This window comes from Chryseobacterium aquifrigidense, assembly GCF_006716485.1.
Taxonomy (GTDB): domain Bacteria; phylum Bacteroidota; class Bacteroidia; order Flavobacteriales; family Weeksellaceae; genus Chryseobacterium; species Chryseobacterium vietnamense.
The window spans coordinates 2535106-2550272 of the sequence record NZ_VFPD01000001.1 but is presented as its reverse complement, the minus strand read 5'-3'; the positions used below and the strand labels follow the sequence as shown (position 1 = coordinate 2550272).

Annotated in this window: 17 protein-coding genes and 1 riboswitch; of the genes, 9 read left to right on the top strand and 8 right to left on the bottom strand. The window is 35.4% G+C overall.

Features of this window, described 5'->3' with window-relative positions; genetic code table 11:
• The first annotated feature begins 42 nt into the window (after positions 1-42).
• Together FB551_RS11390 and FB551_RS11385 are read left to right on the top strand one after the other, a co-directional pair.
• On the top strand, positions 43-645 hold the full coding sequence (locus FB551_RS11390; RefSeq protein ID WP_047434074.1) for a MarC family protein: 603 nt from the start codon (positions 43-45) through the stop codon (positions 643-645).
• A gap of 5 nt (positions 646-650) precedes the next feature.
• Complete coding sequence (locus FB551_RS11385) at positions 651-851, top strand: hypothetical protein (RefSeq protein WP_047434073.1); 201 nt, start codon at positions 651-653, stop codon at positions 849-851.
• Positions 852-1402: 551 nt separating this feature from the next.
• On the opposite strand, the gene FB551_RS11380 is transcribed toward FB551_RS11385, so the two are convergent.
• From FB551_RS11380 to FB551_RS11360, 5 genes are all read right to left on the bottom strand, one after another.
• Entirely contained in the window at positions 1403-2371 is a 969-nt protein-coding gene (locus tag FB551_RS11380) for a chorismate-binding protein (protein ID WP_142017547.1), read from the bottom strand.
• Positions 2372-2529: 158 nt separating this feature from the next.
• Positions 2530-2958, bottom strand: coding sequence for a PaaI family thioesterase (locus FB551_RS11375; protein WP_047434068.1), 429 nt, complete (start codon positions 2956-2958; stop codon positions 2530-2532).
• Between the two features lie 26 nt (positions 2959-2984).
• Positions 2985-3593 (bottom strand): 1-acyl-sn-glycerol-3-phosphate acyltransferase, encoded by a 609-nt coding sequence (locus FB551_RS11370; protein ID WP_142017545.1) that lies wholly within the window; start codon positions 3591-3593, stop codon positions 2985-2987.
• A gap of 315 nt (positions 3594-3908) precedes the next feature.
• Complete coding sequence (locus FB551_RS11365; RefSeq protein WP_142017543.1) at positions 3909-5630, bottom strand: PspC domain-containing protein; 1722 nt, start codon at positions 5628-5630, stop codon at positions 3909-3911.
• An 11-nt stretch (positions 5631-5641) separates the two neighbouring features.
• A complete protein-coding gene (locus FB551_RS11360; RefSeq protein WP_002977573.1) occupies positions 5642-5971 on the bottom strand; it encodes a PadR family transcriptional regulator in 330 nt (109 codons plus the stop codon).
• 557 nt (positions 5972-6528) lie between these two features.
• On the opposite strand from FB551_RS11360, the gene FB551_RS11355 reads away from it, so the two are divergent.
• From FB551_RS11355 to FB551_RS11345, 3 genes are read left to right on the top strand one after another with little or no spacing between them, the layout of a single operon-like run.
• Positions 6529-6954, top strand: a complete 426-nt coding sequence (locus FB551_RS11355; RefSeq protein ID WP_142017541.1) for an XAC2610-related protein — start codon at positions 6529-6531, stop codon at positions 6952-6954.
• Positions 6935-7231 carry a hypothetical protein gene (locus FB551_RS11350; protein ID WP_142017539.1) on the top strand — a complete coding sequence of 99 codons (297 nt, stop codon included), beginning with the start codon at positions 6935-6937 and terminating at the stop codon, positions 7229-7231. Before FB551_RS11355 ends, FB551_RS11350 begins: the two co-directional genes overlap by 20 nt.
• Position 7232: 1 nt before the next feature.
• Positions 7233-7823, top strand: coding sequence for an HD domain-containing protein (locus FB551_RS11345; RefSeq protein ID WP_142017536.1), 591 nt, complete (start codon positions 7233-7235; stop codon positions 7821-7823).
• Between the two features lie 54 nt (positions 7824-7877).
• Here FB551_RS11345 and FB551_RS11340 read toward each other — a convergent pair whose 3' ends face one another.
• Together FB551_RS11340 and FB551_RS11335 are read right to left on the bottom strand one after the other, a co-directional pair.
• Positions 7878-8261, bottom strand: a complete 384-nt coding sequence (locus tag FB551_RS11340; protein WP_034699813.1) for an acyl-CoA thioesterase — start codon at positions 8259-8261, stop codon at positions 7878-7880.
• Positions 8262-8373: 112 nt separating this feature from the next.
• A riboswitch (cobalamin riboswitch) is annotated at positions 8374-8554 on the bottom strand.
• Positions 8555-8587: 33 nt separating this feature from the next.
• Positions 8588-9388, bottom strand: coding sequence for a hypothetical protein (locus FB551_RS11335; protein ID WP_142017534.1), 801 nt, complete (start codon positions 9386-9388; stop codon positions 8588-8590).
• Between the two features lie 254 nt (positions 9389-9642).
• On the opposite strand from FB551_RS11335, the gene FB551_RS11330 reads away from it, so the two are divergent.
• Entirely contained in the window at positions 9643-10728 is a 1086-nt protein-coding gene (locus FB551_RS11330; RefSeq protein WP_142017532.1) for a GEVED domain-containing protein, read from the top strand.
• Between the two features lie 70 nt (positions 10729-10798).
• Here FB551_RS11330 and FB551_RS11325 read toward each other — a convergent pair whose 3' ends face one another.
• Positions 10799-12946 carry an endonuclease MutS2 gene (locus FB551_RS11325; RefSeq protein WP_142017530.1) on the bottom strand — a complete coding sequence of 716 codons (2148 nt, stop codon included), beginning with the start codon at positions 12944-12946 and terminating at the stop codon, positions 10799-10801.
• A gap of 238 nt (positions 12947-13184) precedes the next feature.
• Here FB551_RS11325 and FB551_RS11320 point away from each other — a divergent pair, with 238 nt between their 5' ends.
• From FB551_RS11320 to FB551_RS11310, 3 genes are read left to right on the top strand one after another with little or no spacing between them, the layout of a single operon-like run.
• Positions 13185-13541: a hypothetical protein gene (locus tag FB551_RS11320; protein ID WP_142017528.1), complete on the top strand. Its 357-nt coding sequence runs from the start codon at positions 13185-13187 to the stop codon at positions 13539-13541.
• A gap of 27 nt (positions 13542-13568) precedes the next feature.
• Positions 13569-14096 carry a GNAT family N-acetyltransferase gene (locus tag FB551_RS11315; RefSeq protein WP_047434051.1) on the top strand — a complete coding sequence of 176 codons (528 nt, stop codon included), beginning with the start codon at positions 13569-13571 and terminating at the stop codon, positions 14094-14096.
• Positions 14097-14135: 39 nt separating this feature from the next.
• Positions 14136-15134, top strand: a complete 999-nt coding sequence (locus FB551_RS11310; protein ID WP_142017526.1) for an acyltransferase family protein — start codon at positions 14136-14138, stop codon at positions 15132-15134.
• Positions 15135-15167: the final 33 nt, after the last annotated feature.

Here is a 15167-nt window from a genome sequence, read left to right as displayed (position 1 = left end):
AGTTTATTTTCATATTTTTGCGAAATTTTTAATTACAAATAGATGGAAATTTTTGATGGTTTTTCTTTTAAAGAGATTGTTACCAGCTTTATGGTTCTTTTTGCCGTTATCGATATCATAGGGTCAGTTCCTATTATCGTAAGCCTTCAGCAAAAGTTTGGACAGATTGAAGCCGGAAGGGCTGCCATTACTGCCGGAGCAATTATGATCGTTTTCCTGTTCGTAGGAAATAAGATCCTTAAACTTATTGGAGTTGATGTAAATTCCTTTGCTATTGCCGGAGCTTTTGTGATTTTTGTCATAGCACTGGAAATGATTTTAGGAATTGAAATTAATAAAACCACTGAAGCAAAGGCTGCATCTATTGTGCCCATCGCATTTCCGCTGGTTGCAGGAGCTGGAACCCTAACGACCGCATTATCTCTTAGAGCTGAATTTCATGATATTAATATTATCTTCGGAATTATTCTTAACACAATTTTCGTATATTTGGTGCTGAAATCAGCGAAATGGCTGGAGAAGAAAATTGGGGATGCTACTTTGATGATCCTTCAGAAAGTTTTCGGAATTATCCTTTTGGCAATTTCAATTAAATTATTCACCGCAAATTTTGCCCAGTTGGTGCAGAATTATATTAATTTTTAAGAGTCATGAAGAAGTTTTATAAAGTATTTTTAGTACTGTTTATTGTATTCATCACCATCAATCTTTATGCTATCAACTGGCAGGCAACAGATATCCTGGGAGATGAAGATAACATTAGATTTGCATTCTCAGCTGGTGCTGCTGCAATAGGCCTTATCCTGCTTTTTGTAATGGATACCTGGAGCAGAATCGGTGTAAAGAAATAAATTGAATATATTCAATATAGATATAGACCTCTTTCTTTTGGAAGGAGGTTTTTTGTTTTATTACGTAGCAGATAATGGGTAATAGGTATCAGGTTTGGTTACCATTAAATTTCAAAGGCTTTAACCTGTTAAAAAAAAATAAGACATCCATCGGCTTTACCTAAAACTTACGGGTGTAACGCAAAGCTCACAAAGATCTTATTGTTGGCTTTAAAAGCGTTCGCAAGAGCGTTGCACTCAGCAAGAAGATATATGCAATCATCTGCGTAAATTCGTGAAATCTGTGGGCAATTTTATAAATACCAGTAGATGAATTACATCAATCATTATTTGGTTAATTCAATAGAAACGGGCTTTAGCCCGTTAAAAAAATAGATAATTTTCAATTGGCTTCAGCCAAAACTTAAGGGGTATAACGCGAAGCTCACAAAGTTCTTATTGATGGCTTTAAAACGTTCGCAAGGGCGTTGCACTCAGCAAGAAGATATACGTAATCATCTGTGAAAATCTGTGCAATCTGTGGTTTAATTAACACGTAAAACCAGTATGATCTAAAAAATAACCAGATTCTTCAATATTGCTTCAGACTTCAGTTCTGTTTCTCTCCATTCTTTTTCCGGGTCACTTTGAGCCGTTATTCCGCCTCCTACAAAAAGATGTACAGAATCTTTATAAAGTCTTGCACAGCGTAGATTTACAAAATAAAGAATACTTTCTTCTGTTTCAACTTTTATATAACCTGCATAGAATTCACGGGGAAATTTTTCATATTTACGGATATTCTCATTACAAAAATCTTTTGGAATACCGCAGACTGCAGGAGTCGGGTGTAGTTCCTGAATAATTTTATCAAGAACTTCAGGTTTTATACTGGTTTTAAAATCTGTTCGTAAATGTTTGATATTACCGGAAATATGATCATAGGTTTCCGATTGCTGTACATTGTCAGAATAGCTTTTAAGAATATCCTGAATATAAGTGGTAACCGGTTTTTGTTCTTGAATTTCTTTTTCAGACCATTCTTCAGATACCGGAAGAGTTCCGGCTAGGGCCATGGTTTCAAACTCGTGAGTCTTTTTGTTAAACTTTCCCAGTACTTCAGAGAAAGCTCCCATCCAGGCATTTTTTCCATCATTAAAAAGATATCTGAAGGCATTGGGATAAGATTCACATACGTTTTTGAAACTTTCCTTATAATCGATACGAGTAAAGTCTCTAAAAATCTTTCTTCTGGAGTAAACAAGCTTTGGGAGGTGATTATCTTTAATTACTTCAATCACTTTCTGTAATGTTTCGCAGTATTCTTCTTTTGTTTCGGCAGAAGAATCTGTAGAATCGCTAATCAGATCTTCGTTGGTAATAGAAGTATGAGCAAATTCTGAAGCATCAATTTCAACAATATCTCCAGTGAAGCTGATGTGATCTAAGCTGTTATAGGAAAAAAAGTTAACAGCATTTTTTATATTTTTTTCATCAGTAGAAAGAAGTCTTTCGTCGAAAGGAAGTTTGAAATAAATCATGGGTTATGAAAGATTTTGGAAAAATCATCATTGAGAATACTATAGAAAATTCCCGCTTTGATTTTCCTTTTTACAAAGGTATTACTAGTCTTAAAGATGTCAAAATAAAAAGAGCTTAAATTTTTTTAAGCTCCTTATTTTTTTTATGTTACAATAACTTATTTGTGAATGATATTATTCGTCATTGTAGTATGATTGATCAAAACTCCTTTTTCGTCACGGATTTCAATTTCTGATACATGCATCGTTTTACCTTTTCTGATAAAACGTGCTGTAGCAGTTACAATACCATCTTTTTTACTTCTTAAGTGATTAGAATTGATATTGGTTCCCACTCCATAATATTTTTCACCATCGATAAAAATATTAGACAGGCTTGATCCCAAGGTTTCAGCTAAAACGCAACTCGCTCCTCCGTGCATGATTCCAAACGGCTGATGAGTTCTGGGAAGAACAGGCATTGTGGCTGTAAGGGTTTCATTTTCCAGATCGATATCGATGAATTTAATTTCAAGTGTTTTGGCAAGAGTTACATCGCCCCAGTTATTGATGAATGCTAATATTTCTTCTTTTGTCTGACCTTTCATTTTACTAATTGATAAATGATGATTGATTAATCTTGTTTTACACTGTCCGTTTCATTTCCGGTTCCCATAATATTAGGATTCCAGTTGGCAGGGACTTTGGGAACGATGTCATTTTTTACATAATAGTCCTGAATTTCCTGCATGATTTCTGAAAAAGGGACAGATGCTATTCTTTCATAAGGAATGGTATAGCCCAGGTACACAATTTTTCTTTTAAAATCTCCTGCTGCCAGAACAATAGGGACTTTTGCAGCCAAAGCCATGTGATAGAATCCTTTTCTCCATTTTGGTACCCAGCTTCGGGTTCCTTCCGGAGTAATAACAAGACTGAAATCTTCCTTTGAAAACTGGTTGGCTACGAAATTTACAAGGTCATTTTTCTGGCTTCTGTCGATTCCGATACCTCCAAGTCCTTTTACCATGCTTCCATACCATGCTTTGGTGTGTGCATCCTTGATAATAATTTTTAAAGGTTTTTCCAAGGCCCAATAGGCGAAATTTCCTAAAATGTACTCCATATTATGAGTATGTGGTGCAACCACAAGGATACACCTGTTCAGATTGTTGACATCGCCCTGCAGAACGACTTTCCAACCTAATATCTTTAACATTGCTTTGCCTAATAGCTTTTTCATAGATTTCCCGGATTAAAAACAAAAAAGTATAACCAAACTTTGGTTATACTTTACAAATATATTGAAATATTATCGCTCTTAAAACAAACCGCTAATTAAATCTACGATTTTCATTACGAATTCCATTGCAAATTGTATCATGATAAGGAGGTGTTTTTGATTGTTTGGTTATTAAATTTTAGCTTTACGAAATTAAACCTTTTTTTTCACATAAGAAACTAAATAGGGCTTTATTTTCACTTTTCTGAGAGAAGAAGGGTGTGAATTTCAAACGGTTGCCATCCACTCACACCTTCTACCACTCTCTGAAGTTAATTATTTAGTTTGTATGGAAATTTCGTTTTTTCCGTCTTTGATTTTGATGTCCATATCTTTATTTGATTTTTTGATAGTAGACACGGCAGAATCAATTACTTTCTTTGCCTGGTTGTTCGGAACTTTTTTACCGTTTACAATGATGCTGTCTTTGTCATCAGAGTTGTATTCGATACTGGAGCCGTTTACCGTGATTTTATTTTTTTCAATTCTGACATTGTTATTGTCATCATCTCTGTCCTGATCGTCGTCGTTAATTCCGTCTCCGTCTAAATCTCCGTCCATGTGGATACGATCTTTATTCATGGATAAAACAACTGCTTTTTGCGGAACTACAAGTTCATAATCAAGGCTGTAATCTCTGAATCTGTGCTCATATGGATACTTGATGTAGTTTGGAAGTAATATTTTATTGTTTACTACTTCTACAGGAACTGTCAGCTGGATAGGGAAGTTATATCCTTTTCCTTCTTTTTTGATGATCAGATAAGGCGTTTTGATATCTGGTTTTCTTGTAACATCTACAGAAATATAATCTTCTTCGTAAACTGATCTTTTATCAGAATAAATATCATTGTTATACGCTTTGAAGTTCTGAGGAATGTTGATTTGTTTTACATCTACATAAACGGTATCTGAAGTAGTATTGATGGCTACGTTTTCTACATCTTCCTTGGTTCCTCTGTAAATCATGTCTTTCTTAGCCATGCTGATTCCGAAGTAAGTTCCAAGTCCGATCAGAAGAAGGAATAAACCACCTACAACCCATCCGATATTTCTCAGTTTTGTTTTTGGCGAGAATATTTTGATGCTTAATAAACTGAAAAGAATTGCTGGAATTAAGCTTCCGATTACCATCATAGCCGCCAGTACTTTATCAAGTCCCTGATCGTCCATATAGAATCTGATTTCATTGGCACCCGGGAAGTCTGTATCCATTCCGAAAAGACCGAATAATACAAAGACTCCGATAATGCTGCTTACAGCCATCAATACGAAGAATCCTCCTACAATATACTTGAATACATTCCAGATTCCGCTGCTTGCATTGTTGATATATGGTTTGTTTTCGTTATAGATTTCTCCGACCCTCTGAGTAGATTCATTGGCAAATTGTACCAATTTGTTGGACTCATTCTTAAGATTGTCGAAGTTCATAGGCTTTCCCTGCATTTTCAGGAAATCTGCTGCTGTTTCAGCTTTTGGAAGTACGATCCAAAGGATTACATATAGAAGACCTATTAATGAAGAGGAAATTGCTGCTGTGAAAATTCCTAGTACGAATATTCCCAGCCAGATTGCTCTCATGGTAGTAATATCCATTCCTACATATTGAGCTAAACCTGCACAAACTCCGGCAACTTTTTGTTTTTCCGGATCACGGAACAGCTGCTTTTTATCGGTATAATGAGTTCCTGAATTATGGTTTCTGGCAGATGTTTTTTCAGAATAATAAGCTTCTTCCTGCTCTTCGATTTTTTCAGGGCTTCCGATCTGTGCGATTACTCTTTCTACATCGGTATCATTAATCACTTCACGTTTTCCTAAAGAATCTTTGAAAATTTCCACCATTCTGATTTCTATGTCATGCATTACTTCATCAGCCTCAGAAGCATCCAGAGAGCTTCTCAGAGCGTTCAGGTAATCGCTGAGCTTTATATATGCGTGTTCTTCTATGGTAAAAGAAAAACCTGCGAGTCCTATTGAGAGTGTCTTGTTCATAGCTTTGTTTTTTAATTTTGTTGGGTGATTTGGTTTACTGAGGCTGTCAGTTCATTCCATGTATTGAGAAGTTCATCCAGGAAAAGTTTTCCTTTTTCTGTGATCTGATAATATTTTCTGGGCGGTCCTCCTGTAGATTCTTCCCATCTGTAAGAGAGAAACTCTCCGTTTTTAAGTCTTGTAAGAAGAGGGTAGAGGGTTCCTTCCACTACATCCAGTTTTCCTTTTTTCAGTTCATCAATAAGATCAGAAACATACATTTCGCGGTTATTGATGAGACTTAGAATACAGAATTCCAGAATTCCTTTTCGCATTTGCGCTTTGGTATTTTCGGTATTCATCTTTGATAAGTTTTGTTAATTAGTTATATAATTTTCGAAGTTCGGAACCTAGCTAGTTGTACCTATTTCGATTTTACATTACAAAGATATGTAAATAAAATGGTATTATGCAATACAAAGTAGTGAAATTTTTAAAATAAATTGTTTAATTAATTGTAAATCAGCGTAATAATTTTTACTGTCAATTTTGAGTACAACAAATTTTGGAAGAAAATTTCTGAAAATTTTAAATTTTTAAATAGAATTTTGAAAATTGGAGAGAAAAAATGATCTTTTATCACTCATCACTCATCACTCATCACTCATCACTCATCACTCATCACTCATTACTCATTACTCATGTCCTAGCCCCGATAGCAGCGGTTACCCCAAAGCAGTACGGCATAAGAAAGGGGGCGAGGAGTATGAGCGGATAGCGGGAAAGAGCTTCTTATCTTCGAATATACTTTTATTGGGAGGGAAATTATGGAAGATAGCGGGATGTAGATTTTGAGATCGGTATTATGATTCGTATTTTTGTTAGATATAAAAAACACCTAAATCATTTTACTAATACCATGAATATTTTGAATAAATACAGGCACTTATCAGCATTTCTTTTATTGGGTCCGCTATGTTTTGGACAGTATCAGTTTGAAGTTAAGAATGTATCAAAAAGCTATGATGCCATCATCCGGATAGAAGATTGTTACGATGACAGATGTGGAGGAAAGGGAACTGTAGACCTGTTTGACCATAAAAACAGCAAGGTACAGACATTTGTTTCTGATGACCTTGTTATATATACAGGCCAAGGCCAGAAGCTAACCCAAGGGAAACTGATTCCACTTTCGAAAGATCAACGTGCTGTGATTATCGATGACTTTAATTTTGACGGGACGGAAGATGTGGCCATAAGAAACGGAAATATGGGAAACTACAGCTCGGCTTCGTATGATGTGTATGTATTTCAACAGCACAAGAATGGCATTTGTAAAAAGTAAAGAACTTACAGACCTTGGCTCAAATGGTTTTGATTTTTTTGAAACGGACGCCAAACGCAAACGTCTTATTTCCTATGGTAAGTCCGGTTGCTGCAGAATTTTTACCACAGAATATGCTGTTATCCCGAATAAAGGGCTGGATACGGTGTTGGAAAAAGAAGAGGATATGACCAATGAAGATCAGGTGAAGGTCATAACGAAAGAAAAGCTCAATAATAAATGGATTACCAAAACAAAGGTGTATCCGGCAGATCAATATAACAGAAATAAAAAGTAAGATGAAAATTCAAAAAGAAATCGATTTTATCCTGGCAGTGGATGCTTTGAAAAATGTACAGCGAAGAAATTACAATGCAGACGATTCCCGGAGAGAGAATACAGCTGAACATTCCTGGCAGATCATAATTCTTGCCCAGATCCTTTATCCATATGCTAAAAACCGTGCAGATATTGATTTGCTGAGAGTAATAAGAATGCTTTCCATTCATGATCTTGTAGAAATAGAAGCCGGAGATACTTTTATTTTTGATGAAAAAGCAATGGTTGGAAAATTTGAAAGAGAGAAAGCTTCAGCCCAAAAAATCTTTGGAATTCTGGATGAACCTTTACGTACAGAATTTTTTAACCTGTGGCTTGAATTTGAAGAAGAGAAAACACCGGACGCTATTTTTGCCTGCGGGATCGACAGAATCATGCCATTCATCTTAAATTCCTACACTGCCGGAAAGAGCTGGACAGAAGCAGGAGTAACAGAAAGACAAATCCGGAATATGCTGGAAAATGCAATCAGCAGAGCATCGGATGAAATGGGGGAGGCTTTTGAACTTCTTTTAAACAGAAGCCTGGAGACGGAAAAAGTTTTGAAATAATTTCAGCGAAAAATAAGTTTCGGGCGGCCTTTGGCCGCCCGAAACTTATAGTATTTATAGTATCTGGATTGGTTTTTTGAATTCGTCAATCGCTACAAAAGTAAAATCACCTATAATCGCCTTTTCTCTTTCATAGGAATACATCTGTTCAGTGTAGATTTCAACATTCACTTTCATACTGGTTTTTCCCACGTATGAAACTTTTCCGATCAGTTCCACAATAGTTCCGGCAGGAATAGGTTTTTTGAAATCAATCTTATCACTGCTTACCGTTACCACTCTTTTTCTGGCAAAACGGGTGGCTGTGATAAAAGCTACCTCATCCATCAGCTGCATAGCAGTACCTCCAAAAAGGGTATCGTAATGATTGGTTGTGTTTGGGAAAACCGCTTTAAAGATTCTGGTTTCGGATGCTTCAATTCTTTCTTCTGTAGTCATATATCATTATTAATTAAAGCGATAAGAAATGATTGGAAACAGAATAATGACAGGAACTTACAGAATTCCTGAAACAATCCATCAGATCAATACAACTTCAAATCGCGAAAGTTACATGTTTAAGAAAAAGGCAGGTCTCCTGACTTGTAACATCATTTATCTCCTTCCCATGCCTCGCACAGTGGATCTTTGATAAAGACTTCAGTTACTTTACAGTTGCGCGACAGTCCGTGATTTTCACACGGTTCCCTTTTAATCTGCAGTGATGCAGAACCAATTTCTGTGATGAATAAGTGTAAAACTTTTCGAATACAAAAATAATGAATTTATTCCGGATTATGATAAATAATCTGACTGATTACTCTTCCTTTCTTAATTGTCCAGAGTGTAGTGTATCTGTTTTCTCCTGAACCGTTTATCATATAAAGAAAAATATTATCATTGTCGAGGGAAGTTACTCCAACGTTCTCAAAATCCATGGTGGGCTGGAACATATTTTTGATAGCTTCTCTTACAAAAACAGACCCTCTTCCGGGCTGCTGTACCCTGATGGATTTGATTTCGGTCATTCCTTCAGGAAGGTCATTTCCGATTCCCCATGGTTTTACTTTATCAATGGTAAGAATTTTTCCTTCTGCATCTTTTTCCTTTTTACGGTATCCTGCATTGGAAGGATAAATGTCAATCACCACTTTGCTTCTTTGTGCAGTCGGGATTTTAGGATCAGAATTATCGGTAAAAATAAGAGATCTTCCGTTTTTAGATTTTGATGGAGTATAGGCAGGAAGCTGGTCCACATAGGCAATACGCCCTTTATTTACCATTCCTTCTTTATCAAGAGTTTCATAACGTACAAAAGGTTTGTCGTCATCCTGTTTCTCAGGATATTTGATCCAGATCCATTCTGTTTCTCCCGGAGCCGGTTTTACATAAACAAATACATCTCCTTTACGCATACGGATTTTATCTACAATTTTTCGGTAGTCGTCTTTATGTATGCGTACGTTGGCATATCCATCTTCAGCTTTTACCACTCCAAAAGGAACTTTAGTCTGTCCTTTTACAAAGGCAATTGATAAGATACTGAAAGCGGATAAATAGAATGCTTTGTTTATGAAAGTCATCATGAATTTTTTTTGATCCTCCAAATATATAAATTAAATGCTTTTCGGAAGATAATTATACTCTTGCAGTTTTCTAAAATATTGTATTTATTTCAAATAATGATAAGAAGTAAATATTTTAATGGTAATAATCTCATAGATGTATTTTCTATACCTACTATTTGAATGTATTAAGAAAAACATAATAATAAATAGTATAGATGTCGGTATATTCTATAAAATTCCTATTTTTCAGGAGAATTAAAAACTAATAAAACATGACAAAAAGACTACTTTATGTATTCTCTTTTATTTTGGGTATTTCCAGCTTTCAGGCAACCCACAAAATAGAAGAATCCCAATCTTTATTTTACTGTGATACCAATGCACCAACAGGGCTTCAGATGTCTAATATAACGCTCGCCTCAGGAACAGTTACATGGACTGCAGATCCTAATACATCCAATAACAGGATCAGATATAGAATACCGGGAACTACAACATGGATGACGGCTGATGTTGCCCCAGGACAAAATTATTTCACAATTACAGGTTTGCAACCTTGTACAACATATGAAGTACAGGTAGTGAAAGTGTGTACGACACAGGGATTATGGTCTAATCCTATATTTTTTACCACTACCATTAATTATTGTGCAAGTGCTTCTACAGATACCACAATGATGCATATTTCCAATGTAACCGTAAATTCTGCAGGAGTTACCACACCCATGGTGAGTGATTCCGGACCTTCCAATTATACAGATTACAGAAGTGATCTGAGTCGTAGAGTTAAATTTTTTATAGGAAGTACAGGAAATAAGCTTTCAGTAACCAATACGTGGACGGGGACACCCGGGACAATAACAGTAACTGCGTGGATAGATCTTAATGCCAACGGAATTTTCGAATCAACCGAAAGAGTGATGGTTGCTAATAATGTTACTCAGGCTGCACCGGCAGTATCTGTATTTACAATTCCAAGTTTGGCTGCAGTGACACTTTGTGGTGTTACCATGAGGGTTATTTCCAATCAAACAATGTCTGCTGATGCTTGTAGTACATTTATCTATGGAGAAGTTGAGGATTATGGAGTAGATTTAATCAATCTCACACTTGGAGTGGAAGAATCAGGGAAGTCTGCAAACACTGAAATTTATCCTAATCCTGCCTCTGATGTTTTAAATATTTCAGGAATTTCGGAAGCAGCAGATTATGAAATTTATAATATGGCAGGCCAGAAAGTTGACGAAGGGAAAATTTCAAATCATCATGTGAACCTTCATCATTTGTCAAAAGGAGTTTATTTTATCCAGTTGAAGAATAAAGAAAAAGTAACCCGATTAAAATTCATTAAGAAATAAAAATAAAGAAAAGAGAGAGCACCTTCTGGTGCTCTCTCTTCGTATTTGCATTACTTTAATTTCTTATTAATTAAATTCTCTCAAGCTCATCCGCATCAATCGTGGTCTTGAAAGTTCCATAGTTGACAATGACCTTGTTTCTGGAAATCTTTTCAATGGTTCCTACACTGGTGCTTCCCGTAATACGAACACGCTGCCCGATTTTCATCCAAATAGCACGGTCGCTTTTACGTTGTTCTTCCAGCTTTTCATTGGTTTCAGCAATCTTCTCAATCACCTCTTCTTTTTTCAGCTGTTGGGTAATTTTTCTTTTAACAACCTGCAGGCGTTTGGTTTCATCTTTATCACTGCCAAGTTTTCTGAATTTTTCCTGCTCAAGAAGTTTTACAAAGTCTTTCACAACATCTTTTCTGGACTTTCCTTTGGTATAGCTGTCGATGAATGTTTCAATCTTATTTCCAAACTGCAGTTTGCGGTGTTCCTCTTCATATAGTTTCTGGAAATTGAACAGTTTCTGCTGAAGCTGGTCATTCAGTTTCTGAAGGTTATCACGCTTATCTTCTACGGACTCTTTCCTTTCTGCAAGATCAGATTTTAGTTTTTCAACCTCAAATTTTTCCTGCTGCAGTTTTACAATCGTTTTATCAAGATTCACAATATCATGTTCTACCTTTTTCTTGGCAGAATGGATAATGAATCTCGGAATTTTATTCTTTTCTGCAACTTCAAAAGTAAAGGAACTTCCTGCCTGTCCCACTTCCAGCTTATACATCGGTTCCAAAGTTTCTTCATTGAAGAGCATAGCTGCATTCTGAGCGTTGGGAAGCTGCTCTATTACCAGTTTAATGTTGGTATAGTGCGTTGTGATAATGGCAAAACTCTTTTTGTCATAGAAAAACTCCATAAAACTTTCTGCCAGTGCACCTCCAAGCTCCGGATCAGAACCCGTACCGAATTCATCAATAAGCAGAAGGGTATTGGCATCAGCCTCACGGATGATTCCTGACATTTTCTTCAATCTTGATGAATAAGTCGATAAATGGTTTTCAATAGACTGGTTATCTCCAATATCCGTCATGATTTTCTCAAAGAAAAACATTTCAGACTTAGGGTGAACCGGCACAAGAATACCACTTTGAATCATCAGCTGTAATAATCCTACCGTTTTCAGGGTAATTGATTTTCCGCCGGCATTCGGACCGGAAATACAGATAATCCTGTTATGTTCTGTTAGGGTAAGTGTTTGCGGATGAATTGTTTTGTTTTCAACTTTGTTTCTTAACCATAGAAGAGGATGATAGGCATCTTTTAATCTCAGCGTTTTATGATGGTTGATTTTCGGAAGGACTCCGTTGATCTGTTCACCAAATTTTGCTTTCGCTCTTGTAAGGTCAAGGTCAAAAATATAAACCTGGTATCTCCATAGCTGAGGTTGAAATTCTGCCAGTTCTGCAGTAAGCTTACGGAGAACCTTATCAATTTCTTTTTTCTCTTCCTCTTCATTTTCCCGCAGCTTGAAATAGTGCTTTACCACACTGTCCGGCTGAATATAAGTAATGGAACCCGTTTTGGAAATCCCTAATGTTCTTCCCGCAACCCTTTTTTTGAATCCTGATTTTACGGCCAGAACTCTTTGGTCATCAATAATCGTTTCCCGGATATCATCCAGAAAATCACTCTGTCCATACGTGGTAAGCGCACGGTTAAAGTTCTCCTGAATCGCCTTTTTAGCAAGCTGAATTTCAGTTCTTATTCCTTTCAGAGCCGGAGAAGCTTCGTTTTTCACTTCACCAAAACGGTTAAAAACCTTATCTACCTTCTCAATGATCTCTTTTCTGAATTCCAGTACAGAAACTTCTTCTAACAAAGTAGGAAACGTTTCCGGCATGGTAGGGAAGAATTTCTGAAGTCTTCCGATCTGTTCCGTAATGGTTTTTATTTTGATGAAAGCAGCATTTTCCAGACGGTAGTTCTCAATAAGCATCAGTTTCAGCTCACTTTCAATATCTTCATATTCATCAAACGGAATCGCATTTGAACTTTCAAAACTCGACAGATATTCTGACGTTTTTTTTAATGAAAGTTCCGCCTCGTCAATTTCCATCGGACGAAGTTGAAGAATTTTTTCTCTTGTTTTCGGAGAATACGCAAATGGGGAGATTTCCGCGAGCAATTGCGGAAACTCTAATTCGTCTAAATCTTCTTTATCTATATACACAGTGCAAATTTAGTGAGAATTTTGATTATTACGTATATCTGAGAGATTTACAGTATAAATTAACTTTAAATTGACAACTATTAAAGCTTTTTGATGAATAAAGAATTAATGAGGATTAAATCAATGAATAATTTCTATTTTATTTTGAATTTAAAGCAGAAAAATTTGTAAAAAAATGAAAAATTTTGAGTGGATGGTACTTATAGCGTATATTTATTGCGCTAATTAAACTTTAACCATGAAAAATATACTGCTTATTCTTCTTTTTCTTTCAGTGGGAACTCCAGCACAAATTCAAATTGATAAGAATAAGATTGAAACAGTTGAAAAGAAACGTAATAGCAGAAAAAACAATAAAAGCAGCAGTAAAAGGCTTTCTGCGAAAAATTTAAAAAATAAAATCAGTCATCATCAGAAAAAAACTGATTCATATAAAAAAGTAGAACAGAAAAGCAGTAGTGATAAGACCGAGTCTATTGTTATTTATGAAAGAAGTTATTCTGTAAAATACGGTGTGTATTTATTTATGAATCATGATGCTGATAAAAACAAGTTTTCGGAAACATTGGCATTCAGAGACTTCCGAAATAATTAATCTAAGCGGTATACAACTATTCTATCAATGAAACTGGAAACTTTAAGGTTGGTTTTAAAAGGAATCAATGAAAATCATACAGAAGATATTTTAAAAATCCGAAGCAATCCGGAAGTTAATAAATTTGTGAAAAGAGTTTCACCAAAGACAAATTATGATGCTCTTCAGTTTATTTTAACCATTAAGGCTAGAATTCAAAGTAATCAAACAGTTTATTGGGGGATTTCTTTAAAAGATCAGCCCCGTCTTATCGGAACCATCTGTCTCTGGAATTTTTCTGAGGATCGGAAAACAGCAGAAGTGGGCTACGAGCTATTACCAGATTTTCATAGACAGGGAATTATGACTGAAGCTTTAAATGCAGTATTAGAATATGGATTTAACGAGCTGCATTTACAGGAAATTGTAGCCATTACCAATAAATTCAATGAAAATTCAAAAGGACTTCTTTTAAAAAATCATTTTATTTTGCAGGAAGGAAAGCAGGATGAAGGCTTTCCGGATAATATTATTTTTAGTTTACAAAGAGCTTCCACCAGTCCGGATGAAATCTAATGGGTTTTTCTCTATTGTTATTGCCAGTTGAAATTACATATGAAAAATGAAATAAAATCTTTAACGGGACTTAGAGGGATTGTTGCGTTATGGGTAACTTTTTTTCATTTTTTTGATTTTAAAAACGAAATTCTCCAAAATATTATCGGTAAAGGATATCTTGCTGTAGATATCTTTTTTGTATTAAGCGCCTTTCTTCTCACTGTTTCCTATTTTGATAAGTTTAAGCATCTTGAGTTTAAAAAAATACAAACTTTTTATAAAAAAAGGGTCAACAGGATTTATCCGGTATATTTTATATCCATTATTTTTATTGTTCTGTTGATAAAGGATACTTCATGGCTTACATTTTTTATCAATGCCGGACTGGTGCAGTGCTTTTTTAATCCGGATCACTTACTGAATATCGTTTACTGGTCATTGAGTACAGAATGGATGTGCTATCTGATATTTCCTTTCATGCTTTATCTGATTATCCGGTATAAGATCCGTGGTGAAATTTTGATTGCAGCAGGTCTTTTTTTAAGATTAATTCTTCCTCATTTTCCAGACCTGTATTTTCATTCAGCGGATTCGGTAAACTCCTGGAGGTCATCGAAATATCTGGATATTCCGTATGGTGTAAATTCTTTAATCAGAACAATAGCTTCTTATTTTTTAGGAATAGGAGTTGCTGTTTTACCTGGAATTAAAATAAAAGGTAAATGGCCTGTTTATGCAGTACTTGTCATCACTTTTTTACTGTTGTTTACAACGAGGGGACTAATCTTTATTCCGTTTTTATCAGCTTTAATCATTAGACAATTGTATACACAGGAAAAGAATTATCTTCAGATGTTTCTTGAAACTAAGCCTGTTTATTTGCTCGGAAATATCTCGTATTCATTGTATATCATACATCATATTGTGAAAGATCAGAACTTTCTAATAGTAGATATTTCCCTTCTTAATAATCTTTTATTAATTTCTCTTTCAATACTGCTGTCTTATTTTTCGTATATACTGATAGAAAGAAAAGTGAAGATATTTAAAGTATGATGGAGGCTCTTATTTTAATATTATTATTATTTT

What these genes read in the sequence shown, in the direction of transcription:
- FB551_RS11380 (WP_142017547.1), bottom strand. Translation starts at nt 2,371, where the DNA reads ATGATTTATTTCAAACTTCCTTTCGACGAAAGACTTCTTTCTACTGAT.
- FB551_RS11350 (WP_142017539.1), top strand. Translation starts at nt 6,935, where the DNA reads ATGGCATTTGTAAAAAGTAAAGAACTTACAGACCTTGGCTCAAATGGT.
- FB551_RS11370 (WP_142017545.1), bottom strand. Translation starts at nt 3,593, where the DNA reads ATGAAAAAGCTATTAGGCAAAGCAATGTTAAAGATATTAGGTTGGAAA.
- FB551_RS11365 (WP_142017543.1), bottom strand. Translation starts at nt 5,630, where the DNA reads ATGAACAAGACACTCTCAATAGGACTCGCAGGTTTTTCTTTTACCATA.
- FB551_RS11375 (WP_047434068.1), bottom strand. Translation starts at nt 2,958, where the DNA reads ATGAAAGGTCAGACAAAAGAAGAAATATTAGCATTCATCAATAACTGG.
- FB551_RS11390 (WP_047434074.1), top strand. Translation starts at nt 43, where the DNA reads ATGGAAATTTTTGATGGTTTTTCTTTTAAAGAGATTGTTACCAGCTTT.
- FB551_RS11345 (WP_142017536.1), top strand. Translation starts at nt 7,233, where the DNA reads ATGAAAATTCAAAAAGAAATCGATTTTATCCTGGCAGTGGATGCTTTG.
- FB551_RS11310 (WP_142017526.1), top strand. Translation starts at nt 14,136, where the DNA reads ATGAAAAATGAAATAAAATCTTTAACGGGACTTAGAGGGATTGTTGCG.
- FB551_RS11335 (WP_142017534.1), bottom strand. Translation starts at nt 9,388, where the DNA reads ATGATGACTTTCATAAACAAAGCATTCTATTTATCCGCTTTCAGTATC.
- FB551_RS11320 (WP_142017528.1), top strand. Translation starts at nt 13,185, where the DNA reads ATGAAAAATATACTGCTTATTCTTCTTTTTCTTTCAGTGGGAACTCCA.
- FB551_RS11330 (WP_142017532.1), top strand. Translation starts at nt 9,643, where the DNA reads ATGACAAAAAGACTACTTTATGTATTCTCTTTTATTTTGGGTATTTCC.
- FB551_RS11355 (WP_142017541.1), top strand. Translation starts at nt 6,529, where the DNA reads ATGAATATTTTGAATAAATACAGGCACTTATCAGCATTTCTTTTATTG.
- FB551_RS11340 (WP_034699813.1), bottom strand. Translation starts at nt 8,261, where the DNA reads ATGACTACAGAAGAAAGAATTGAAGCATCCGAAACCAGAATCTTTAAA.
- FB551_RS11360 (WP_002977573.1), bottom strand. Translation starts at nt 5,971, where the DNA reads ATGAATACCGAAAATACCAAAGCGCAAATGCGAAAAGGAATTCTGGAA.
- FB551_RS11315 (WP_047434051.1), top strand. Translation starts at nt 13,569, where the DNA reads ATGAAACTGGAAACTTTAAGGTTGGTTTTAAAAGGAATCAATGAAAAT.
- FB551_RS11385 (WP_047434073.1), top strand. Translation starts at nt 651, where the DNA reads ATGAAGAAGTTTTATAAAGTATTTTTAGTACTGTTTATTGTATTCATC.